Origin of the sequence: Variovorax sp. V15 (genome assembly GCF_041154425.1) — a bacterium.
Taxonomy (GTDB): domain Bacteria; phylum Pseudomonadota; class Gammaproteobacteria; order Burkholderiales; family Burkholderiaceae_C; genus Variovorax; species Variovorax guangxiensis.
Map to the genome: position 1 here is coordinate 1,881,006 of NZ_AP028659.1, position 22,695 is coordinate 1,903,700.

13 protein-coding genes are annotated in these 22,695 nt (G+C 64.9%); 1 reads left to right on the forward strand and 12 read right to left on the reverse strand.

Annotation, left to right across the window (positions count from 1 at the left end):
• Positions 1–127: 127 nt before the first annotated feature.
• Positions 128–6,727 (reverse strand): calcium-binding protein, encoded by a 6,600-nt coding sequence (locus tag ACAM57_RS08970; protein ID WP_369661405.1) that lies wholly within the window; start codon positions 6,725–6,727, stop codon positions 128–130.
• A 930-nt stretch (positions 6,728–7,657) separates the two neighbouring features.
• Between ACAM57_RS08970 and ACAM57_RS08975 the strand changes: the two genes are divergently transcribed.
• Positions 7,658–8,029, forward strand: coding sequence for a hypothetical protein (locus ACAM57_RS08975; RefSeq protein ID WP_369661406.1), 372 nt, complete (start codon positions 7,658–7,660; stop codon positions 8,027–8,029).
• Positions 8,030–8,829: 800 nt separating this feature from the next.
• On the opposite strand, the gene ACAM57_RS08980 is transcribed toward ACAM57_RS08975, so the two are convergent.
• From ACAM57_RS08980 to ACAM57_RS09030, 11 genes are all read right to left on the reverse strand, one after another.
• The gene (locus ACAM57_RS08980; RefSeq protein ID WP_369661407.1) at positions 8,830–9,357 is read right to left on the reverse strand and encodes a hypothetical protein; all 528 of its coding nucleotides are present in this window, start codon (positions 9,355–9,357) and stop codon (positions 8,830–8,832) included.
• A 37-nt stretch (positions 9,358–9,394) separates the two neighbouring features.
• Positions 9,395–10,879, reverse strand: coding sequence for an HlyD family type I secretion periplasmic adaptor subunit (locus ACAM57_RS08985; protein WP_369661408.1), 1,485 nt, complete (start codon positions 10,877–10,879; stop codon positions 9,395–9,397).
• Positions 10,876–13,116: a type I secretion system permease/ATPase gene (locus tag ACAM57_RS08990; protein ID WP_369661409.1), complete on the reverse strand. Its 2,241-nt coding sequence runs from the start codon at positions 13,114–13,116 to the stop codon at positions 10,876–10,878. Before ACAM57_RS08990 ends, ACAM57_RS08985 begins: the two co-directional genes overlap by 4 nt.
• Before the next feature lie 191 nt (positions 13,117–13,307).
• On the reverse strand, positions 13,308–14,105 hold the full coding sequence (locus ACAM57_RS08995; RefSeq protein ID WP_369661410.1) for a sulfite exporter TauE/SafE family protein: 798 nt from the start codon (positions 14,103–14,105) through the stop codon (positions 13,308–13,310).
• Positions 14,102–15,619: an AMP-binding protein gene (locus tag ACAM57_RS09000; RefSeq protein ID WP_369661411.1), complete on the reverse strand. Its 1,518-nt coding sequence runs from the start codon at positions 15,617–15,619 to the stop codon at positions 14,102–14,104. The genes ACAM57_RS08995 and ACAM57_RS09000 overlap by 4 nt, the downstream gene beginning before the upstream one ends.
• Positions 15,620–15,621: 2 nt before the next feature.
• A complete protein-coding gene (locus ACAM57_RS09005) occupies positions 15,622–17,061 on the reverse strand; it encodes an aldehyde dehydrogenase family protein (RefSeq protein ID WP_369661412.1) in 1,440 nt (479 codons plus the stop codon).
• Between the two features lie 14 nt (positions 17,062–17,075).
• Complete coding sequence (locus ACAM57_RS09010) at positions 17,076–18,074, reverse strand: tripartite tricarboxylate transporter substrate binding protein (RefSeq protein WP_369661413.1); 999 nt, start codon at positions 18,072–18,074, stop codon at positions 17,076–17,078.
• Complete coding sequence (locus ACAM57_RS09015) at positions 18,071–18,880, reverse strand: IclR family transcriptional regulator (RefSeq protein WP_369661414.1); 810 nt, start codon at positions 18,878–18,880, stop codon at positions 18,071–18,073. Before ACAM57_RS09015 ends, ACAM57_RS09010 begins: the two co-directional genes overlap by 4 nt.
• A gap of 118 nt (positions 18,881–18,998) precedes the next feature.
• Positions 18,999–20,735: a cobalt chelatase gene (locus tag ACAM57_RS09020; protein WP_369661415.1), complete on the reverse strand. Its 1,737-nt coding sequence runs from the start codon at positions 20,733–20,735 to the stop codon at positions 18,999–19,001.
• Positions 20,732–21,715 (reverse strand): AAA family ATPase, encoded by a 984-nt coding sequence (locus ACAM57_RS09025; protein ID WP_369661416.1) that lies wholly within the window; start codon positions 21,713–21,715, stop codon positions 20,732–20,734. The genes ACAM57_RS09020 and ACAM57_RS09025 overlap by 4 nt, the downstream gene beginning before the upstream one ends.
• A 25-nt stretch (positions 21,716–21,740) precedes the next feature.
• A complete protein-coding gene (locus tag ACAM57_RS09030; protein WP_221297744.1) occupies positions 21,741–22,568 on the reverse strand; it encodes an IclR family transcriptional regulator in 828 nt (275 codons plus the stop codon).
• Between the last annotated feature and the right edge of the window lie 127 nt (positions 22,569–22,695).

The following is a 22,695-nucleotide window of genomic DNA, read 5'->3' on the forward strand; positions in this document are numbered from 1 at the left end:
TGGTCCCCTGGTCCCGTGTCGCTCAGCATGTTGGATCCGGTGTGTTGTCGCTTCGCCTTCAATAGAAATTGGGCTGCCTCTGGTTCTCCAGAGGCAGCCCAACAGTCACTCACAAGCAGCTCGCGGGTTACTGCCAGTTTGCGGCGATTACCGAGTTCAACCCACTTTGATGGGTGTTTGGCAACGTTGTTTGTCCTGCGGCCGGCGGTGAGAATGCAGCCATCGCGTCTACAAGACTTTGCACTCGGCTGTCGAGCAAGGTCTTCCCGTCCGCTGTCTTGAACTGCTCGATGCGATAACTGCTCGATGCGTACCAGTTACTGATGGTCAGCCGGTTGTCGGTGCCAATGATGTCGATCGAGAGATCGCTGCCACTCCTGCTGAACCAAAGCTGGTCTGCTGAAACATTTACCCCGAACCGAGCAATATCTATGTTGCCTGAGGTGGTGTCGTAGTCGTAGACGGTATCGCGTCCGGAGCCACGTCCGAAGAGGTAGGTGTCGTTGCCGGCACCGCCATTGAGCGCGTCGTTGCCTGCACCGCCATCGAGCGTGTCGTTGCCGGCCTCGCCGTTGAGCGTGTCGTTGCCGTCGCCGCCTTGCAGCAGGTCGGCACCGTAGCCACCGTTCAAGGTGTCGTCCTGCGCACCGCCGAAGAGGGTGTCGTTGCCATCCTCGCCGTACAGCGTGTCGGCTCCGGCACCGCCGTCGATCGTGTCGTCACCAGCACGGCCGTAGATGATGTCGTCGCCAGCCAGGCCCGAGAGGGTGTCGTTGCCTGCGTAGCCGATGAGGCTGTCGTTGCCCTCGGTGGGCACGACCACCTTGGACTTGATGGTGGCCAGGTCCCAGCTGGTGCCGTCGGCGAAGCGGATGTTCTCGATCGAGTAGGCGGAGACACCTTCCTGGTAGAAGTAGTTCTGCAGTTCGAGGCGATCGCCGTTGAAGCCGTCGATGTAGAGGTAGAGGCTGTCGCCGCTGCGCCACAGCAGCACGTCGGAGGCGGAGACGCCCTCGCCGAACTGGACCGTGTCGATGTTGCCTGCGGTGGTGTCGTAGTCGTAGACGGTATCGCGTCCGGAGCCACGTCCGAAGAGGTAGGTGTCGTTGCCGGCACCGCCATTGAGCGCGTCGTTGCCTGCACCGCCATCGAGCGTGTCGTTGCCGGCCTCGCCGTTGAGCGTGTCGTTGCCGTCGCCGCCTTGCAGCAGGTCGGCACCGTAGCCACCGTTCAAGGTGTCGTCCTGCGCACCGCCGAAGAGGGTGTCGTTGCCATCCTCGCCGTACAGCGTGTCGGCTCCGGCACCGCCGTCGATCGTGTCGTCACCAGCACGGCCGTAGATGATGTCGTCGCCAGCCAGGCCCGAGAGGGTGTCGTTGCCTGCGTAGCCGATGAGGCTGTCGTTGCCCTCGGTGGGCACGACCACCTTGGACTTGATGGTGGCCAGGTCCCAGCTGGTGCCGTCGGCGAAGCGGATGTTCTCGATCGAGTAGGCGGAGACACCTTCCTGGTAGAAGTAGTTCTGCAGTTCGAGGCGATCGCCGTTGAAGCCGTCGATGTAGAGGTACAGGTTGTCGCCGCCGCGCCACAGCAGCACGTCGGAGGCGGAGACGCCCTCGCCGAACTGGACCGTGTCGATGTTGCCTGAGGTGGTGTCGTAGTCGTAGACGGTATCGCGTCCGGAGCCACGCCCGAAGAGGTAGGTGTCGTTGCCGGCACCGCCGTTGAGGGTGTCGTTGCCTGCACCGCCATCGAGCGTGTCGTTGCCGGCCTCGCCGTTGAGCGTGTCGTTGCCGTCGCCGCCTTGCAGCAGGTCGGCACCGTAGCCACCGTTCAAGGTGTCGTCCTGCGCACCGCCGAAGAGGGTGTCGTTGCCATCCTCGCCGTACAGCGTGTCGGCTCCGGCACCGCCGTCGATCGTGTCGTCACCAGCACGGCCGTAGATGATGTCGTCGCCAGCCAGGCCCGAGAGGGTGTCGTTGCCTGCGTAGCCGATGAGGCTGTCGTTGCCCTCGGTGGGCACGACCACCTTGGACTTGATGGTGGCCAGGTCCCAGCTGGTGCCGTCGGCGAAGCGGATGTTCTCGATCGAGTAGGCGGAGACACCTTCCTGGTAGAAGTAGTTCTGCAGTTCGAGGCGATCGCCGTTGAAGCCGTCGATGTAGAGGTAGAGGCTGTCGCCGCTGCGCCACAGCAGCACGTCGGAGGCGGAGACGCCCTCGCCGAACTGGACCGTGTCGATGTTGCCTGAGGTGGTGTCGTAGTCGTAGACGGTATCGCGTCCGGAGCCACGCCCGAAGAGGTAGGTGTCGTTGCCGGCACCGCCGTTGAGGGTGTCGTTGCCTGCACCGCCATCGAGCGTGTCGTTGCCGGCCTCGCCGTTGAGCGTGTCGTTGCCGTCGCCGCCTTGCAGCAGGTCGGCACCGTAGCCACCGTTCAAGGTGTCGTCCTGCGCACCGCCGAAGAGGGTGTCGTTGCCATCCTCGCCGTACAGCGTGTCGGCTCCGGCACCGCCGTCGATCGTGTCGTCACCAGCACGGCCGTAGATGATGTCGTCGCCAGCCAGGCCCGAGAGGGTGTCGTTGCCTGCGTAGCCGATGAGGCTGTCGTTGCCCTCGGTGGGCACGACCACCTTGGACTTGATGGTGGCCAGGTCCCAGCTGGTGCCGTCGGCGAAGCGGATGTTCTCGATCGAGTAGGCGGAGACACCTTCCTGGTAGAAGTAGTTCTGCAGTTCGAGGCGATCGCCGTTGAAGCCGTCGATGTAGAGGTAGAGGCTGTCGCCGCTGCGCCACAGCAGCACGTCGGAGGCGGAGACGCCCTCGCCGAACTGGACCGTGTCGATGTTGCCTGAGGTGGTGTCGTAGTCGTAGACGGTATCGCGTCCGGAGCCACGCCCGAAGAGGTAGGTGTCGTTGCCGGCACCGCCGTTGAGGGTGTCGTTGCCTGCACCGCCATCGAGCGTGTCGTTGCCGGCCTCGCCGTTGAGCGTGTCGTTGCCGTCGCCGCCTTGCAGCAGGTCGGCACCGTAGCCACCGTTCAAGGTGTCGTCCTGCGCACCGCCGAAGAGGGTGTCGTTGCCATCCTCGCCGTACAGCGTGTCGGCTCCGGCACCGCCGTCGATCGTGTCGTCACCGGCACGGCCGTAGATGGTGTCGTCGCCAGCCAGGCCCGAGAGGGTGTCGTTGCCTGCGTAGCCGATGAGGCTGTCGTTGCCCTCGGTGGGCACGACCACCTTGGACTTGATGGTGGCCAAGTCCCAGCTGGTGCCGTCGGCGAAGCGGATGTTCTCGATCGAGTAGGCGGAGACACCTTCCTGGTAGAAGTAGTTCTGCAGCTCGAGGCGATCGCCGTTGAAGCCGTCGATGTAGAGGTAGAGGCTGTCGCCGCTGCGCCACAGCAGCACGTCGGAGGCGGAGACGCCCTCGCCGAACTGGACCGTGTCGATGTTGCCTGCGGTGGTGTCGTAGTCGTAGACGGTATCGCGTCCGGAGCCACGTCCGAAGAGGTAGGTGTCGTTGCCGGCACCGCCATTGAGCGCGTCGTTGCCTGCACCGCCATCGAGCGTGTCGTTGCCGGCCTCGCCGTTGAGCGTGTCGTTGCCGTCGCCGCCTTGCAGCAGGTCGGCGCCGTAGCCGCCGTTGAGGGTGTCGTTACCAGCGCTACCTGAAAGTGTCTCATCAGCTGCTGTGCCTTGAAGCGTAGTGCCAGCCGGCGAACCTATCGTCACGACCTTGGACTTAGTCGTTGCATAGTCCCAGGCAGTGCCATCGGCGAATCGGATCTGCTCGAGCTTGTAGCCGCTGGTGCCGTCGGCGCTGAAGTAGCTGCTGACGGTGATGGTGTCGTTTGTGCCCTTCAGGCTCAGCACGAGGCTGTCGCCCGAGCGGGTGGCCACGATGTCGCTGGCGGAGATGCCTGCTGCGAACTCGATCGCATCGGTCTTGCCGGCGCTGGTGTCGTAGTTGCTGATCGAGTCCTGGCCCCAGCCGCGAGCGAAGCGGTAGGTGTCGGAGCCGTCGCCGCCGGAGAGGCTGTCGTTGCCTGCGCCACCATCGAGGATGTCGTTGCCGGCTTCGCCATACAGATAGTCGGATCCGGCGCCGCCCAGCAGCGTGTCGTTGCCGTTGCTGCCGTACAGGTAGTCGTTGCCGTCGCCACCGATCAGGGTGTCCGCACCGTCACCACCGGTGAGGTTGTCGTTGCCCGCGCCGCCATCGAGCGTGTCGTCGCCCGCGTAGCCGCTGATGGTGTCGTTGCCTGCGCCACCGGAGAGCGTGTCCGCCGTGGCATAGCCATACAGCGTGTCGTTGCCCGAGGTGCTTTGCTGCACCAGGGCCTTGACCGCAGCGACGTCCCAGGCAGTGCCATCGGCGAATCGGATCTGCTCGAGCTTGTAGCCGCTGGTGCCGTCGGCGCTGAAGTAGCTGCTGACGGTGATGGTGTCGTTTGTGCCCTTCAGGCTCAGCACGAGGCTGTCGCCCGAGCGGGTGGCCACGATGTCGCTGGCGGAGATGCCTGCTGCGAACTCGATCGCATCGGTCTTGCCGGCGCTGGTGTCGTAGTTGCTGATCGAGTCCTGGCCCCAACCGCGAGCGAAGCGGTAGGTGTCGGAGCCGTCGCCGCCGGAGAGGCTGTCGTTGCCCGCGCCGCCGTCGAGGATGTCGTTGCCGGCTTCGCCATACAGATAGTCGGATCCGGCGCCGCCCAGCAGCGTGTCGTTGCCGTTGCTGCCGTACAGGTAGTCGTTGCCGTCGCCACCGATCAGGGTGTCCGCACCGTCACCACCGGTGAGGTTGTCGTTGCCCGCGCCGCCATCGAGCGTGTCGTCGCCCGCGTAGCCGCTGATGGTGTCGTTGCCTGCGCCACCGGAGAGCGTGTCCGCCGTGGCATAGCCATACAGCGTGTCGTTGCCCGAGGTGCTTTGCTGCACCAGGGCCTTGACCGCAGCGACGTCCCAGGCAGTGCCATCGGCGAATCGGATCTGCTCGAGCTTGTAGCCGCTGGTGCCGTCGGCGCTGAAGTAGCTGCTGACGGTGATGGTGTCGTTTGTGCCCTTCAGGCTCAGCACGAGGCTGTCGCCCGAGCGGGTGGCCACGATGTCGCTGGCGGAGATGCCTGCTGCGAACTCGATCGCATCGGTCTTGCCGGCGCTGGTGTCGTAGTTGCTGATCGAGTCCTGGCCCCAGCCGCGAGCGAAGCGGTAGGTGTCGGAGCCGTCGCCGCCGGAGAGGCTGTCGTTGCCCGCGCCGCCGTCGAGGATGTCGTTGCCGGCTTCGCCATACAGATAGTCGGATCCGGCGCCGCCCAGCAGCGTGTCGTTGCCGTTGCTGCCGTACAGGTAGTCGTTGCCGTCGCCGCCGATCAGGGTGTCCGCACCGTCACCACCGGTGAGGTTGTCGTTGCCTGCGCCCCCATCGAGCGTGTCGTCGCCCGCGTAGCCGTTGATGGTGTCGTTGCCTGCGCCACCGGAGAGCGTGTCCGCCGTGGCATAGCCGTACAGCGTGTCGTTGCCCGAGGTGCTTTGCTGCACCAGAGCCTTGACCGCAGCGACGTCCCAGGCAGTGCCATCGGCGAATCGGATCTGCTCGAGCTTGTAGCCGCTGGTGCCGTCGGCGCTGAAGTAGCTGCTGACGGTGATGGTGTCGTTTGTGCCCTTCAGGCTCAGCACGAGGCTGTCGCCCGAGCGGGTGGCCACGATGTCGCTGGCGGAGATGCCTGCTGCGAACTCGATCGCATCGGTCTTGCCGGCGCTGGTGTCGTAGTTGCTGATCGAGTCCTGGCCCCAGCCGCGAGCGAAGCGGTAGGTGTCGGAGCCGTCGCCGCCGGAGAGGCTGTCGTTGCCTGCGCCACCATCGAGGATGTCGTTGCCGGCTTCGCCATACAGATAGTCGGATCCGGCGCCGCCCAGCAGCGTGTCGTTGCCGTTGCTGCCGTACAGGTAGTCGTTGCCGTCGCCACCGATCAGTGTGTCTGCACCGTCACCACCGGTGAGGTTGTCGTTGCCTGCGCCCCCATCGAGCGTGTCGTCGCCCGCGTAGCCGTTGATGGTGTCGTTGCCTGCGCCACCGGAGAGCGTGTCCGCCGTGGCATAGCCGTACAGCGTGTCGTTGCCCGAGGTGCTTTGCTGCACCAGGGCCTTGACCGCAGCGACGTCCCAGGCAGTGCCATCGGCGAATCGGATCTGCTCGAGCTTGTAGCCGCTGGTGCCGTCGGCGCTGAAGTAGCTGCTGACGGTGATGGTGTCGTTTGTGCCCTTCAGGCTCAGCACGAGGCTGTCGCCCGAGCGGGTGGCCACGATGTCGCTGGCGGAGATGCCTGCTGCGAACTCGATCGCATCGGTCTTGCCGGCGCTGGTGTCGTAGTTGCTGATCGAGTCCTGGCCCCAGCCGCGAGCGAAGCGGTAGGTGTCGGAGCCGTCGCCGCCGGAGAGGCTGTCGTTGCCTGCGCCACCATCGAGGATGTCGTTGCCGGCTTCGCCATACAGATAGTCGGATCCGGCGCCGCCCAGCAGCGTGTCGTTGCCGTTGCTGCCGTACAGGTAGTCGTTGCCGTCGCCACCGATCAGTGTGTCCGCACCGTCACCACCGGTGAGGTTGTCGTTGCCCGCACCGCCGTCGAGCGTGTCGTTTCCGGTGCCGCCGCTAAAGTTGTTCCCAGCCGAATTGCCTACATAGATGTCATCCTTGGTGCTGCCAGTGGTTGAGGTTTCAGCATAAACATTCAAGCTCGCAAGCTCTGTTCGAAGAGCAGAGTCTGTAGGGAGCGATCCGATCCAACTGCGCAGGCGCTCCATTCCATTGAATCCTGCCGCAAGCAGTGCGTTCTGCGCATATCGGTTGAGTTCGACAAGATCAACTAAAGCCGCTCGCTCGTTACTAGCCTTGAGCCCATCCAGTTTCGCGGTCAATGCAGTCAGATTGAACCCGATGACTCCATTTTCATTAATCGTAAGGCCGATGGAATCCAGATACGGCTTGAGCCTGGTCTGCATGACCAATGCCCCGTAGATGCTCTCTTTCAGGCTCTCATAGCTCTGCTGAAGCAACGCCAACTGTGCTGCGGGAGGGTTGATGAGATAGCCCGGGCGTACGATAGTCACGCCGCCTGACGTCGTCGTGCTGGTGCTGCTGGTGAACCCCGCGACGATTTGCACTGTCTCGGTTGTGCTGGGCTTTTCGTAGAAGCGTTCGCCATTAAACACCTCGAGCACACCGATGAGGTTGCGGAACTGCTCCTGTGTCATCCCACCCGTCAACGTGATGCCGAGGCTAAGGTTGTCCTTGCCGCCAAGGTTGTCCTCGATGCTGCTCCAGAAGTCGCTGCTCTTGGCCCAGGTAGTTATCAGATTGTCAATCAGCGCCATCTGCGCTTCGCGCGTTGTGGCAGAGCTGAAGGCTGTGAGCGCTACCGCTAGCTCTGGGCTCAGACTTACAGCCTCCGCCAAGTCTCGAACTCTGCCGGAGCCTTGCATCGTTGGAAGCGCTTTGGCAATATCGGTCAGGGGAATGTGATCGGTGAACTGCCGATGGAAGTTGCTCGAGTCCAGATCGATGGCGCCTGCTGAGAGGCTAGCGGAGCCCACGCTGAGAGTTTGATCGTTGCGTGTGAAGCTGGCGCTTTGTGCAATGAAGTTGCCGTTGATGGTTGTGCCAGCTTGGCTGCCGCCGGTGGTGTTCGTGGCGCTGCCTACCACCCCGATGCGACTGATGCCCAACTGGTCAAGAGAGAAGAGTTCGCCTGCATCAGAGACTCCGTCCTGATCGATATCGCGCCAGACCTTGACTTGGCCCCATGCCAGATCGGCGCTAGTGAAGTTGCCATCGGCATTGCTGTCCAGGTCCGCGAGGGCATCGAAGGCATTGGCCGCTTTCTCTCCGTTGCGCTTGATGGTGTCGACGCCAAAGAGTTCTCGCCCGGTCTGAATGAGGCCATTGCCATCGAGATCGCGTACGAGAAGGCCGTCATCGGAGCCAAGCCAACCGGTGCCCGTTTTGACGCCGTCGGCATCGTGATCAAACAGGATTGAGCCATCGGCAGCCTTTAGTTCCAGCCCGTCGCCATCTAGATCCAGCATCAAGGGATCGACAGGCTGGCGCCAGCCCTTTGCGTCCCCAAAATCCTTATTAACAACGCCGCTAACGTTTCCACCCGTCAACAAGTCAAACAAGACATCCCAATAAGACGCGTTTGCTAGATCTGGTGAAATGATGTCGCCGGCAAATTGATCATATAGCCAACCTGCGGCCAATCCTACAGCCGCCGCGGCGGCAACTCCTGCGATAGTTGCTGGGAGCAGCGCGCCTGCTAAAATTCCTACCCCAACACCCAAAGCAGCCTTTGCAATGTCATTTACAGTGGGGCCTTGGCCGTTGACGCCATCTTTATTGAGCTCAGATATGAGTTGCGCGGCACCAACAATGGCACCCAGGTTTTTTCCTATTGTTTGAAGAGCGCCAGAAAGAGCTTGACCCGAGCCCTTCATGCCGTTGATCGTGTCATCCAGTAGGTTCGCATCCTGTAAGGCATCGATCGCCTTGTCTACCCATTTGTTTTGGCTGGAGTTCAATCGTCCTCGCATGCCATCCATTTCGGAACTCAGTGATCTAGATAAATCTTGCCAAAGATCGGCTGCTCGTTGATATCGCTGGGCATCAGACAAAAGCCCAGATCGAATTGCATCTGCTTCTTGAATTGCTCTATTGAATGCGGCGGCCGACTCATTCAAATATACAGATGCAAGACCCGCATTGGCACCAATGTATGCCCATGGATCGGCGATTGCTGAAAGAGCAGAATCAGAATAACTCGGAGATGAACTAGAACCACTCATGCTTTCCTCCAAAAATTAAAAACCCTGAAAAGACCAAACGCGATGATTGCCGAGCAAATTGCCGCTGCGGCAGGGGCGATGATTCCAAAAATTGCCAAATCCAATCTGGATTTTCCTAATTGAAAATACCGCAAACTTTGCCCTTCATTTCCGACTGTTATGCCATAAATAAGCAAAAGAAATATGGGAATTGAGAGAAGAATAAAAATCTTTTCTCCAAACGTCAAATTGCGCTTTACAAGCAATCCATCCATCCCTTTGTCCATGCTAATTCTGAGCCAATGCCAGACAATGTGAAAAAACAATGGATAGCTTAACCATGCAATGGAATAATATGTGGAAGAAATCTCGGGGAACTCTGATCTTGCAAATCCTTTCCATCCTGAAATGCTTTTCCATAAAAATGGAATTGGATTGATTGATTCGACTTGGCGTGCAATATCTAGTGGTAAATAAATGGCGCAAAGGGCCGCGATGCCCCAGATCGCCAGGGTTAGGAAAATTGAATTGCGCCAATAATTCATGGATGCATTGTGCTCATATGGATTCAGAATTCAGCTTTCAACGTTCTCTCAAGCTTTCGCTGGTGGCGCGCTGGACCGGGCTGAGCAGGAACTCAATAACCCGGCGTTTGCCCGTCTTGATCTCCGCCGTGAGGTTCATTCCCGGGCTGAGCTTGATCGGCCTGCCATCCACATCGATGGTTGTTGAATTCAGGTTGAGCGTGACGGGGAAGATCGCCCCGCGCTTCTCGTCATTGACCGCATCGGCCGTCACCGTCTTCACGGTCGCGTTCACCGTGCCGTAGCGCGTGTACGGGAACGTCTCCAGCTTGATCGCCGCTTCCTGCGTCGGACTCACGAAGCCGATGTCCTTGTTCTCCAGCGTCACCTCGGCCGTCACCTGCGCCCCGTCGGGCACGATCACCATCAGCGGCTGCGCTTCCGTGACCACCCCGCCTTCGGTGTGCGCGGCCAGTTGCTGCACCGTGCCTGCCACTGGGGCCTTCAACGTGGTCAGCCGCTCGCGTTGACCCGCCTTGGCCAGGTCCTGCGTGCCTTGCTGACGCTTGAGTTCGGCTGCAGCTTCCCGCGTCCTCAGGCTGTGCTTCGTCTCGGCGATGTAGGCCGCTCTGGTGTTCTCGCTCTCCCTCAGCGTGGCGTTGGCTTCCGCCAATCTCGCTCGCTGGGTTGCAAGGTCCCGCTCCATCTCGATGCGCTCGCGCGTGCGGTCCTGGTTCGCATGGCTCGACATGAAGCCCTGGTCGGCCAATTGACGGAAGTCGGCTTCGCGTTGTCTCGCGATCGGGAGCGTCGTTTCCAGCTTGGTGACGATCTCGCGCGCAGTCGCGATCTCCGCCTGACGCCGGTTGATCTCCGCCGCCGCCTTGGCCAGCTTGGCCGTGATGTCGCTCCATTCGTCATTCAGCTCCGCGCGGGCTGAACTCAGGTCTTCGTCGGTCCAGCCCGCCGGAGTGGCGTTGCCTAGATCCGGCACATGTCCGTCAGCGGCGTTGGGAGTAGTCGTCAGGGCCTTCAGCAGTGCCCGAGTCCGCATGACCTCGGACTGCGCCGCCTTCAACTGCTCATTGACGTTCGTCCTGTCCGCAGTCGCCATCGTGGGATCGAGCTCGACCAGCGGTTGACCTGCTTCGACACGGTCGCCATCCCTTACCAGCACCCGCTTGACCACGCTCACCTCCAGCGGCTGGATGATCTTGGTGCGCTCGCTCACGATGATCTTGCCGGGCGCCACCGCCACGATGTCGACCTGCCCGAAGATGGACCAGGCCAGCGCAATGAGGAACAGCGCGATCAGCGCATAGGCCAGCCGCCTGGGTGCCGGATGCACGGGGGTGTCCTGTAGGCTGAGCGCTGCGGGTAGGAAGGCCGCTTCATCGGCCAGGCGCTTCGGGCCTGCCAGCTCGTGGCGGTGCTTCCAGGCAGCCTTGAAGATCGCGCCGTAGCGGCCCAGCAGTTCGAAGGCAGGGTGACGCACGCTCGGCGCATTGGCTGCGGGCGCCGTAGTGGAGACATCTGTCGTCATACCGCTGCTCCTGCCCCCGCACCTTCGGTCGGATGCCCACCGCCCTGCATGTTCCACAAGTGCGCGTAGATGCCCTTGGGCCGGCTCAGCAAGCTCTCATGCGTCCCCCCTTCGACGATCTTGCCCTTGTCCATCACGATGATGCGGTTGGCATGGCGCACCGCACTCAGGCGGTGGGCAATGATGAAGACGGTTCGCCCCCTGCAGATGTGCGCCATGTTGCGCTGCACGATGGCCTCGCTCTCGTAGTCCAGCGCGCTGGTGGCCTCGTCGAAGATCAGGATACGCGGGTGGGTGAAGAGAGCCCTGGCAATGGCGATGCGCTGGCGCTGGCCTCCCGAGAGGCTCGCCCCCTGTTCGCCCACCACGGTGTCGTAGCCCTCGGGCAGCTCGCTGATGAATTCATGGGCGCCTGCCAGCTGGGCCGCCTGGATCACCGCGTCCAGCGGCGCCGCCGGATCGACGATGGCGATGTTCTCGCGCACGCTGCGGTTGAAGAGGGTGTTCTCCTGCAGCACCACGCCCACCTGCCTTCTGAGTTGGGCCGCATCGATCAGGCTGATGTCGATGCCGTCGACCAGCAAGCGTCCCTGCTCGGGGGTGTACAGGCGCTGGACGAGCTTGGTCAGCGTGCTCTTGCCCGAGCCCGAGCGACCGACGATGCCGATGACTTCGCCAGGGCGCACATCGAGGCTGACGCCGTTGAGCACCGGAGCCGCCTCGGGACGGTAACGGAAGGTCAGGTTGTCCAGTGTGACGCGGCCCTTCAGAGCAGGCAACTGGGCAGCAGTGCTCGGCGGCACTTCGGTGCGGGTGTTGAGGATGTCGCCAAGCCGGGCCATGGAGATGCCGGTCTGCTGGAAGTCGGTCCACAGTTGGGCCATGCGCATGATGGGCTGCGACACGCGCTGGGCGAACATGTTGAAGGCGACGAACTGGCCGACGGTGAGCTCGTTGTTCATCACAAGGTGCGCGCCGTACCAGAGGGTGGCGGCATTGACGAGCTTGCCGATGAGGTTGACGCCTTCGTGCGCCCAGCTCGCGAGGTTCTGGGTGCGGAAGCTCGCGGAGATGTAGGCCGCGAGCTGGTTGTCCCAGCGTCGGGCGAAGGCGGGTTCGAGCGCGGTGGCCTTGACGGTCTGGATGGCGCTAACGGTCTCCACCAGCATGGCCTGGTTCTCCGCGCCGCGCGCGAACTTCTCGTCCAGGCGCCGACGCAGGATGGGCACCACCGCCAGGCTCAGCCCGAAGTACAGCGGCATGCTCGCGAGCACGATGAGGGTCAGCGGCACGCTGTAGAACAGCATGACGGCGACGAAGACGATGGAGAAGACGACGTCCAGCAGCACCGTCAGGGCGTTGCCGGTCAGGAAGCTGCGGATGTTCTCGAGTTCGCGCACACGGGCGACGGAATCTCCGACGCGCCGGGCCTGGAAGTAGGCCAGGGGCAACTGGACCAGATGGCGAAACAGCCGCGCCCCGAGCTCGACATCGATGCGATTCGTGGTGTGGCTGAAGACGTAGCTGCGCAGGCCGTTGAGCAGCGATTCGAAGACGACGACGACCAGCAATCCGATGACGAGCACATCGAGCGTGGTCATGCCGCGGTGCACGAGCACCTTGTCCATGACGACCTGGAAGAACAGCGGACTGACCAGCGCGAACAGCTGCAGGATGAAGGAGATGAAGAGGACTTCACCGAGCAGCTTCCTGTGCTTGACGAGGCTGGGGATGAACCAGGAGAAGTCGAACTTGGCGAGTTCGCCTGCGAGGCTTGCGCGGCTGGTGATGAGGATGAGTTCGCCTGTCCAGTGCGAGGCGAAGATTTCCAGGGGTTCGATGACGGGGCGGCCGTTCGAGGAAGAAGGGTCTTGCAGCAGGACGCGCTGGGCGTCGCACTGGGCCAGGATGACGAAGTGCTCGGAGCCGTCTTCACCTCGAAGCACCGCCAATGCGGGTAGCGGTGTCAGGGACAGGCGATCGAGCGTCGTGCGGGAGGACTTGGCCTTCAGGCCCAAGTGCTTGGCTGCCCGCAGCAGCGTGGCGGTGTCGACAGCTTCAGAGGATGCGAGGCCCAGCTGGTGCGACAGCAGCGACGCATCGGCTGCGATCTGGTGGAAGCGCGCGAGGGTGCAGAGTGCGACGAGAGACGGGTTCGCAGCAGCCCCCGCTTCAAGTGCGTCTTTCGGTCGCGCGCGCCCCTCCCCGTGCGATTGCACAGCCTCCCCCACGCCCATTTCCGATTCCTCGAATGTTTTTCTGAAACATCAAGATACCTGAGTAGGACCTGACTGACAATTGCAATGCCTGCTTGCGCGTGAGGGATTAAGGTAAAACTAATCTAAAGTATTTGGAGCTGACGTGTAGCTAGAACACCGCGTGGCCGCCGAGCGACAGACCAACTCCTGGCCTTTCCGATCAAGGCAAACTAGGAAGCCAGATCGGCCATGGCCTTTGCGACACTTACCAACGCCAACCCGATCAGCAGATTCAACACCTGCTGCCTGAACTGCTCCGGCGACACTCCCTTGAACGAGCGCTGCCCCCACCAGATGCCGGCCAGCATCGCAGGCGTCAGCCACAGCGCCCACTTGAGCGTGTCGGGCCCCAGCAGGTTGCCCGAGGCATGCGCCGACGAGGGCATCAGCGCCGCGCTGATGAGCGACACCACGTCGCTGAAGAGCAGCAGCGCGATAAGCGTGGCGCGCAGGGCGGCGGGTGCCATCTTCGCGGTGCTCAGCAGCACCGCGACCGCGATGCCGCCGATGGCCGCGACGCCGTTGATGAAGCCTGAGGCCAGACCGGCCGTGAGCCGCAGGCCGCGCGTGGGTTCCAGTGCGACGTGTGCGCCTCCGCGCAGCAGCAAGGCGGCGGCCATCAGCAGCATGCCGATCAAGAGGCGCAGCGGTGTCTCCGGCAGCCATGCGAGCAGCGCCACGCCGATGGGAATGCAGATCAGGTTGCCGAGCATCAGCCAGCCCAGCCATGGCAGGTCGACGTCGCGCGCGATGCCGCGCAGCTGGCTCAGGCTGGCGAGGATCTCCAGCATGAAGATGGCGGGCACCACCAGCGCGGGAGAGATCACCAGCGACATGCCCGCCACGGTGATGGCGGAGAAGCCGAAGCCCGCGAAGCCGCGCACGATGCCGGCCGCAAACACCACGCAAAGGCTGTAGGCGAGCGTCGCCGGCGCCAGCGGCGGCACCAGCAGTTCGGCCGCCGTCATGCCTCGAAGAGCGGCAACAGTTTCAGGCGCTGCACTTTTCCGGAGGGGCCGCGCGGCAGGTCTCGCACGAAGCGGTAGTGGCCGGGCGACTTGTAGCGGCCGAGCGCGGTGGCGCTGAACTCGCGAAGCTCGTCTTCCGTGCAGGCGCAGCCTTCGCGCAGCACGATGCACACGCCGATCTCCTGGCCGTAGTGGCGGTCGGGCACGCCCACGGAGACGGCCTCGAGCACGGCGGGGTGCTTCAGCAGGGCCTCGTCGATCTCGCGCGGCGCGATGTTCTCGCCGCCCTTGATGATGAGTTCCTTGATGCGGCCGGTGACGAAGAAGAAGCCGTCCTCGTCGCGGTGGCCGAGGTCGCCGGTGCGCAGCCAGCCGTCGGGCGTGAAGCTCGCTCGGGTGGCTTCCTCGTTCTTGTAGTAGCCCAGCATCACGTTCGGCCCGCGGATGACGAGTTCGCCGGTGGTGCCGTCGGGCACGGCCGCGAGCTGCGCGTCGACCACGCCGGCCATGCAGCCCGAGGCGCGGCCGACCGAGCCGAGCTTGCGCGCGGCAGGGTCCATGGGGTTCGAGAAAGAGGGCGCTGCCGTCTCGGTGAGCCCCATGGTCTCGACGATGCCGATGCCGAACATCTGCTCGAAGGCGCGCAGGTGCTCCGGCGGCAGTGCGGCCGAGGCCGAGCGGCAGAAGCGGATCGACAGCGTCTGCGCGAGCGGCGGCTTCGGGCCTTCGAGCAGGTACGAGATCATGGTGGGCACCACGTTGATCCAGCTGCACTGCGTCTGCGTGGCCTGTTCCCAGAAGCGGCCGGCCGAGAACTTCGGCGGCATCGCGAGGCTGCCGCCGTGCGCCAGCGGCGCGAGCATGGTCACGGTGAAGGCGTTGATGTGATACAGCGGCAGTACCGCCAGCACGCGGTCGGACGGTCGCAGACCGTGCTCCTCGCTGATGGCTTGCGCATTGGCGGCGAGGTTGCGCTGCGTGAGCATCACGCCCTTGGGGTTGCCGGTTGTGCCCGAGGTGTACATCAGCAGCGCAACCGCGTCGGGCGAGGGCGGCGGCACGTCCGCGGCGGCTTCTTCCTCGCCGGGCAGCGCATCGCCCTCGGGGTCGACCACGATCAGCTCCACCGGCCGGTCGAAGGCTTCGACGATGCCGCGCACTCGCGATTCCCACTCGGGCGCGACGCAGACCAGGCGGCAGTCGGAATGCGAGAGCACGTAGTGCATCTGCTCAGGCTGCGACAGCAGGTTGACCGGGTTCACGCGGAAGCCGCCGTGCATCGCGCCCAGCAGCAGCCTCAGTGTCTGCAGGCCGTTGGGCATGACGACCGAGACCGTGTCGCCCGGCTCCATGCCGAGCCCGCGCAGCACGGCCGAGACGCGGCGGCACGCGCGCGCGAGTTCGCCGTAGGCGATGTGCTGTTCCGATTCGGTGGCGCGCGCGTAGACCGCGTGCGGCTGCTCTCGTGCCTGGCGCTCGATCAGCGCATGCACCGTGGTCGCGGCCGCCGTCATGTTCACTTCGCGCCGTGGCTGGCGAAGAAGGCGCCGAAGATGTCTTCCTCGCTCGGCACCACCTCGGGAATCGGCCGCGACACGCGCGTGATGTTCAGGTAGTGCCGGTAGTTCATGTTGTCCGAGAAGTTGTTCCTGCCCCAGGTGCCGCAGCCCATCGAGAGCGAGAAGGGCAGCCCGTTGTCGAAGCTGCCGCCGGTGGCGATGCAGTGCGCCTGGTCGACGATGACGCGCGAGACCGGCAACGTGAGGCCGAGCGAGAGTGCGCGCTCGGGCACCGCGCTGTGAAGGCCCACGGAGTGGCCGGCGCCTTCGTACGAATAGATGCGCGCCACGGTGGCGGCGGCCTCGTCGAAGTCGCGCGCGGCGTACACCGCGAGCACCGGGCTCAGCTTTTCGCCGGAGAACGGATGGTCGTGGCCCACGCCGTCCTCGGCCACCATGAGGATGCGCGGATCGGCCTCGGCAATCGCCTGCCAGGCGGCGCGGTTGGCGCCATCGACTTCGGCCGCGCGCTCGGCGATGACGCGCGCCGACTGTCCGATGACGGCGGCCGAGAGCTTGCCCTCGGGCCACATCAGCTTCTGCAGCGTGGCTTTCTGCGCGTCGGCGAGCATGACGGCGCCGCGGTCCTTCAGCGCCGAGAGCATCTTCGCGCGCACCGCGTCGACGACGACGAGGCTGTTCTCCGACGAGCAGCTGGTCGCGTTGTCGAAGGTCTTGGAGCGCACGATGCGATCGGCTGCGGCCTCTACGTCCGCCGTCTCGTCGACGATGCCCGCCACGTTGCCCGCGCCCACGCCGAAGGCCGGCGTGCCGCTCGCGTACGCCGCGCGCACGTTGGCCTGCGAGCCGGTGGCCACCACCAGGTCGCACAGCCGCATCAGCTCGGCGGTCGACTGCTTGTTGACCGGCGCGGGCAGCAGCTGCACCAGGTCGCGCGGTGCGCCGATGCGGTCGAACTGCGCGTGGATGAACTCGATGAGCCGCGCCGCCGTCGACCAGCCCTTGGGCGAAGGCGCGACGATGACCGCGTTGCGCCCTTTGAGCGCATTGATGATCTTGTTGGCCGGCGTCGCGCCCGGGTTGGTCGATGGCGTGATGGCGCACACCACGCCCACGGGCCGCGCGATCTCGACGATGCCGCGCGCCGGGTCTTCGGCGATCACGCCCACCGATCTCGCGCCGTGCAGGTCGCGCAGCAGGCCGAAGGTCTTGCGGTGGTTCTTGCGCACCTTGTCCTCGACGTTGCCCACGCCTGTGTCGGCCACGGCCAGCTCGGCCAGCTCGCGGTTGCGTGCCGGCTCGATGATGGCCCAGCCCGCCGCGACCACGGCGGTGTCGACCTGGGCCTGCGACCAGGTCTCGTAGATGCGCTGCGCGGCGCGGGCGCGCGCCACCAATTCGGCGATGGGGGAAGAGGGGGTGTTCGGGTGTTCCATGGGGCCTGCGTGGATCAATCCACCTTGATGTTTGCTTCCCTGGCGAGCTTCTGCCAGCGCACGAGTTCGGCGGTCACGACCTTGCCCAGTTGCTCCGGCGTGCCGCCCACGCCTTCGCTGCCCTGTGCGAGCAGCTTGTCGCGAATCTCGGGTTCCTTGACGACGGTGTTGATCACGCGGTTGAGCCTGTCGATGGCGGGCTTGGGCGTCTTCGCGGGCACGAACACGGCGTACCAGGAGTCGACGTCGAAGTCGGCGATGCCGGCCTCCTGCATCGTCGGCACGTCGGGAAAGGCCGCGCTGCGCCTGGTGGTCGATACCGCGAGCGCCTTGAGCTTGCCGGCCTTCACGAACTGCGCGGCCGCCGGAATCGACACCCACAGCAGCGGCACCTGCCCGCCCATCACGTCGGTCACGGCGGGGCCGCCGCCGCGGTAGGGAACGTGCGTCATCTGCGTGCCGGTGCGCAGCTTCAGCAGTTCGCCGGCGAGGTGCCCGGGAGAACCGTTGCCCACCGAAGCGAAGGAGATGCTGTCGGGCTTGGCCTTGGCCAGCGCCACCAGTTCGGCCACGGTGTTCGCTGGAAACTGCGTGTTGGCCACCAGGATCTGCGGCAGCGAGGCGACCATGCCGACGGGCGCGAAATCCTTCGCCGTGTCGAAACCCAGCTTGGCGTAGATGGCGGGGTTGATGGTGTGCGAGGAAAGCGTGAACAGCACCGTGTAGCCGTCCGGCGGCGACTTGGCCACCAGCTCGGTACCGATGGAGCCCGCCGCGCCGCCGCGGTTGTCGATGAGCACCTGCTGGCCCAGCAACGCCGAGAAGCGCTCCTGCACGATGCGCGCGATCACGTCGGTGCCGCCGCCGGGCGGGTAGGGCACGACGAGGCGGATCGGCTTGTTGGGGTAGTCGCTGCCGTTGTCCGCCTGCGCGGCAAGCGGCGAGGCGAAGGCAGCGAGCGCGGCGAGAGCCAGCATCCCGGCGCGATGCCAGGGGGCGAAGAACAACTTCATTCGGGTCTCCTTCTCTTTGTGATGGACATCGGCGACGGCCCGGCCGGTGCGGCGCCCACGCGATAGCCCAGCGTGACGCTGGCATCGCGCGCGCAGGCCATCAGGTGATCGGCCAGCCCGCGCGCCTGCGTGCGCGCGAAGCGGATCGAGGGCACGCTCATGCCGACGGCCGCCACGGCCTCGCCGCGTGCATTGAGCACGGGCACGCCGAGGCCGCAAACGCCGATGCGCCATTCCTCGCGGTTTTCTGCATAACCGCGGGCGCGGGAGCGTTCCAGTTCGTTGAAAAGGGTGCCGAAGTCGGTGATGCTGTTCTTCGTGTGCGGCTCCAGCGTGCCCAGGCACTCCTGCAGCGCCGGCACGCTCAGGCCTGCCGCGGCGAGCAGCGCCTTGCCCGAAGCCACGCAGTACGCCGCCGCGCGACCGCCGATGCGCGAGTAGGCGGCCACCGGCAGGGGGCTGTCGAACTTGTCGAGGTAGACGATCTCCGCGCCGTCGAGCACCGCGAGGTGGATGGTCTCGCCCGTGGCCTGCGCGAGCTGCGCGAGATGAGGGCGCAGCAGCGACCCGATGTCGGATGCCTCGGAAACCATCGCCCCGAGTTCGAAGAGCCTGAGGCTGGGCCGGTAGGTGCTCGTGCCCGGGTCCTGCACGGCCCAGCCGCATCCGACCAGCGTCTGCAGCGTGCGGTGCGCGTTGCTGCGCGCCATGCCGAATGCCTGCGCCAGTTCGGTGACGCGGCAGTCGCGCTGCTGGCGCACCATCCATTCGATGGCGGCGAGGCCCTTGGCAAGCGTGGAGTCCATGAGGCTTGGCTTTCCTTGTTGTTCCAAATATTGGAACAGCGTTCTCGGATGTGAAACGCAATGTAAGAACGCCTGGTGCCCCTTGTCAATCAGGGACTTGGATGTAGTTCTAAATGCCTCAGCGGCGATGGCGTCCCGCCATGAGCCCGATCACCTCGCGGAAGATGGTGTTGCCGCTCGGGTTCGCCAGATCGAGCACATGGCTGCGGCTGTAGCAGGGGCTCAGGTCGAGGCCCACGCCGATGCCGGCGATCTCGATGTCGCCGCGCTGTTCCTGGCGCGCGACCAGGTCACGCAGGTGGTGGTCGAGGTAGTGCGCGTCGTTGGCGAGGTGCGTGGCGCTGTCCATCGGCGAGCCATCGGAGATCACCATCAGCAGCTTGCGCGCCTCGCCGCGCTGGCGCAGCCGCATGCAGGCCCAGTCGACCGCCTCGCCGTCGATGCCTTCGCGGAACAGGTCCGCCTTGAGCAGCGCCGCCATCGCGGGGCGCGCGCGTCGCCATGGCGTGGCCGCGTCCTTGAAGACGATGTGGCAGCGCTCGTTGAGCCGCCCCGGATGCGGCGGCCTGCCCGCGCGCACCCACTCGCGCTGCGGGCGTCCACCGTTCCACGCGCCGGTGGTGAAGCCCAGCACCTCGCAGGCCACGCCAGCCTGTTCGAGTGCGCGCGCGAACACGTCGACCATCATCGCCACAGGTTCGGCGTGCTCCTTCATCGAACCCGAGCAGTCGATGAGGAAGGTGACGATGCAATCGGCCAGCGGCTCCATGCGCTCGGTGCGGAACAGGCGGCGCTCGGTGGGCGAGGCCACGAGCTGCGCGAGGCGGCGGCCATCGACGAGGCCTTCCTCCTGCGCGCCGTCCCAACCGTCGCGTTCGGGCTCGGCTAGCAGTGCGCGCAGCTCGCGCGCGAGGCGGGCGATGTTCACGCCCTGCGCGGCGATGCGGCGGTCGAGCTTCTCGCGATGGCCTGCGAGCACTTCCTTGCGTGCGAGCGTGGCGGCATCGTGTTCGCGGTCGTAGGCGTCGGTGAAGACGCGGTAGGCACCGCCCGCGCCTTCGAGCACCTCGCTGCGGCCCGATTCGGCGGTGGTGAAGCGCTCGACGATCTCCTGGTCCATGTCGGCCACCAGCGAGAAAACGCTGCGCTTGTCGTCCACGTGGGCATCGCGCGCGGCTTCGCTGTCTCCGTCGCCGGCCTCGTGCAGCATCGCGGCAACGATGCGCGCGATGGCGCGGGCGTGCACCGCATAGGCCGCCTGGTCGGCACGGTCCTTGCGCAGGCCGGTCAGCGCGTGGCCGATCAGCGGTGCGAGCGCGAAGCGCGTGGCTTCGAGCATGTCCTCGGTTTCCTCGACGACCTGTTCGCCGTTGACGCGCGCGCGGCAGATCTGCGCGACGGCATACAGCAGCAGGCCGCGCGCGGTGTCGGTCAGCCCGGAATGATGAAAGGCGAGCGACCACTGCTCGTGCCGGTGCCGCAGGTTGTGCCGCATGCCCACCATGGCCTCTGGCGCCATCGCCTCGGCGCGGAACTGCTCCAGCATCTCGAACAGCATGCGCTCCACCGGCTCCTCGGGGCGCAGGCTCTGGTGCAGCGCCGCATCCGATGCGGTGAGCCGCAGCGCGAGCCCGTCGGCCACGCCGCGGAAGGATGCGAAGTCGTCGCTGTCGGGCGAGGGATGCAGATGCGGCGCGAACCACGGCAGCGCCACGCGGCCACGGTGCAGGCGCCGTCCGCGAAAGTGCAGGTCGCGCTCGCCGCTGAATGCGCGCACCACACCCGCGCAGAGCTCGGCGACGAGTTCTTCCTGCCGCACGCGGCGCTGCATCGCGCTCGCGGGGCCGGCGGTCATTCGCGCGGGCCCGCCGAGAGCTGGTGCGATTCCTTCAGTTCGCGGTCGAAGCAGCGCTGGAAGTACTCGGCCACCAGCGGGCGTTCGGCGTCGTCGCACTTGTTGACGAAGGAAAGGCGGAAGGCCAGCGCCGGGTCCTTGAATATTTCGACGTTCTCGGCCCAGGTGATGACGGTGCGCGGCGACATCAATGTAGAGAGGTCGCCCGCTGCGAAGCCCTTTCGCGTGAGGTCGGCCACGGCCACCATCGATGCGACCAGCTTCGTGCCCGCCTCGTCGGCCAGCGAAGGCACGCGCGCCTGCACGATGGCGATCTCTTCCGCGGCCGGCAGGTAGTCGAGCGAGGCCACGATGTTCCAGCGGTCGATCTGCGCGTGGTTGAGCCGCTGCGCGCCGTGGTAGAGGCCATTGAGGTTGCCCAGGCCCACGGTGTTGGCGGTGGCGAAGAGGCGGAAGAAGGGATGCGGGCGCAGCACCCGGTTCTGGTCCATCAGCGTGAACTTGCCGTCGCGCTCCAGGATGCGCTGGATGACGAACATCACGTCGGGCCGGCCCGCGTCGTACTCGTCGAAGATCAGCGCCACCGGCCGCTGCAGCGCCCAGGGCACGATGCCTTGCTGGAACTCGGTGACCTGCTTGCCTTCGCGCAGCACCACCGCGTCTTTTCCCACCAGGTCGAGCCGGCTGATGTGGCCGTCGAGGTTCAGGCGCACGCAGGGCCAGTTCAGCCGCGCCGCCACCTGCTCGATGTGGGTCGACTTGCCGGTGCCGTGCAGGCCCTGCACCATCACGCGCCGGTCGCGCATGAAGCCCGCAAGGATGGCGAGCGTCACGTCGGGGTTGAAGCGGTAGACGGCGTCGACCTCGGGCACGTGGTCGTCGCGCTCGCTGAATGCAGGCACGCGCAGGTCGGAGTCGATGCCGAACACCTCGCGCACGCTGAGCATCCGGTCGGGTCGAAGGTCGGCGGTATCGGTCATGGCGGTTCCTGCGAAAGAGGTGTGGTCAGGCCTGCGCGCGGTCGGAGGCCGCGTCGGCGTCGATGCGGCTCAGTGCCTGAGCGGCACGCTGCAATGCGGGCAGCAGCGTCTTCGCCTTGGCCGCGTCGAGCCGCATCACCGGCGCCTGCACCGCGATGCAGAGGTTGGAGGGGGCGTCGTCGCCCGAGGGCACCGGCGTGGCGATGCACAGCAGGCCGGGCAGGAACTCCTCGTGGTCGATGGCGTAGCCGTCCTTGCGTACGCGCTGTACTTCCTTTTCCAGCGCCTCGGGGTCGGTCAGCGTGCGGGGCGTGTAGGTTTCGAGCGGCGCATGAGACAGCAGCCGGCGGCGCTGCGCCGCGCTCATCTGCGAGAGAAAGATCTTGCCGCTGGCCGAGCAGTGCACAGGCACGCGCGAGCCCGAGTGCAGGTAGAAGCGCAGCGGCGCGGCGGTCTCCACGCGGTCGAGGTAGACGACCTCGCTGCCCGAAAGGGCAGTGAGGTTGCAGCTCTCGCCGATCTCTTCCACCAGCTGGCGCAGCACCGTGTGGCGCGCGCCGTGCAGGCTGTCGTTGAGCAGCAGGTTCTCGGCCAGCCGCCGCAGCCGCGTGCCGATGCCGTAGTGCCGGCCGTCGCCTTCGCGCTGCAGCAGCCCCGCGCCTTCGAGCTGCTGCAGCATGCGGTGCAAGGTCGGTTTGGGCAGGCCGGTTTCTTCCACCAGGCCCTGCAGCGAATAGCGCTGGTCTTTCGCGGCCATGACTTCGAGCAGCGCGAACAGGCGCATGGTGGGCGAGTCACCACCCGAGCCGGCCGGTTCGGCGGCGTCCACGGAAAGCCCTTTGACGATCTTCATGGCGCGAATCATAGGTGTTTTACAAAAAAAGAGACAAGACGTTCCGATTTTTGTAAATTGTTTGACGCGATACCGATGCCGTCCTATATTCCGCCGGAATGAATTCCGGAACAAGCCGTTCCGACTT

Excerpts from the sequence above, each read along its gene's own strand:
- ACAM57_RS09005 (WP_369661412.1), bottom strand. The coding sequence starts at position 17,061 with ATGGAACACCCGAACACCCCCTCTTCCCCCATCGCCGAATTGGTGGCG.
- ACAM57_RS08990 (WP_369661409.1), bottom strand. The coding sequence starts at position 13,116 with ATGGGCGTGGGGGAGGCTGTGCAATCGCACGGGGAGGGGCGCGCGCGA.
- ACAM57_RS08995 (WP_369661410.1), bottom strand. The coding sequence starts at position 14,105 with ATGACGGCGGCCGAACTGCTGGTGCCGCCGCTGGCGCCGGCGACGCTC.
- ACAM57_RS09010 (WP_369661413.1), bottom strand. The coding sequence starts at position 18,074 with ATGAAGTTGTTCTTCGCCCCCTGGCATCGCGCCGGGATGCTGGCTCTC.
- ACAM57_RS09025 (WP_369661416.1), bottom strand. The coding sequence starts at position 21,715 with ATGACCGATACCGCCGACCTTCGACCCGACCGGATGCTCAGCGTGCGC.
- ACAM57_RS09015 (WP_369661414.1), bottom strand. The coding sequence starts at position 18,880 with ATGGACTCCACGCTTGCCAAGGGCCTCGCCGCCATCGAATGGATGGTG.
- ACAM57_RS09020 (WP_369661415.1), bottom strand. The coding sequence starts at position 20,735 with ATGACCGCCGGCCCCGCGAGCGCGATGCAGCGCCGCGTGCGGCAGGAA.
- ACAM57_RS08980 (WP_369661407.1), bottom strand. The coding sequence starts at position 9,357 with ATGAATTATTGGCGCAATTCAATTTTCCTAACCCTGGCGATCTGGGGC.
- ACAM57_RS08985 (WP_369661408.1), bottom strand. The coding sequence starts at position 10,879 with ATGACGACAGATGTCTCCACTACGGCGCCCGCAGCCAATGCGCCGAGC.
- ACAM57_RS09000 (WP_369661411.1), bottom strand. The coding sequence starts at position 15,619 with ATGACGGCGGCCGCGACCACGGTGCATGCGCTGATCGAGCGCCAGGCA.
- ACAM57_RS09030 (WP_221297744.1), bottom strand. The coding sequence starts at position 22,568 with ATGAAGATCGTCAAAGGGCTTTCCGTGGACGCCGCCGAACCGGCCGGC.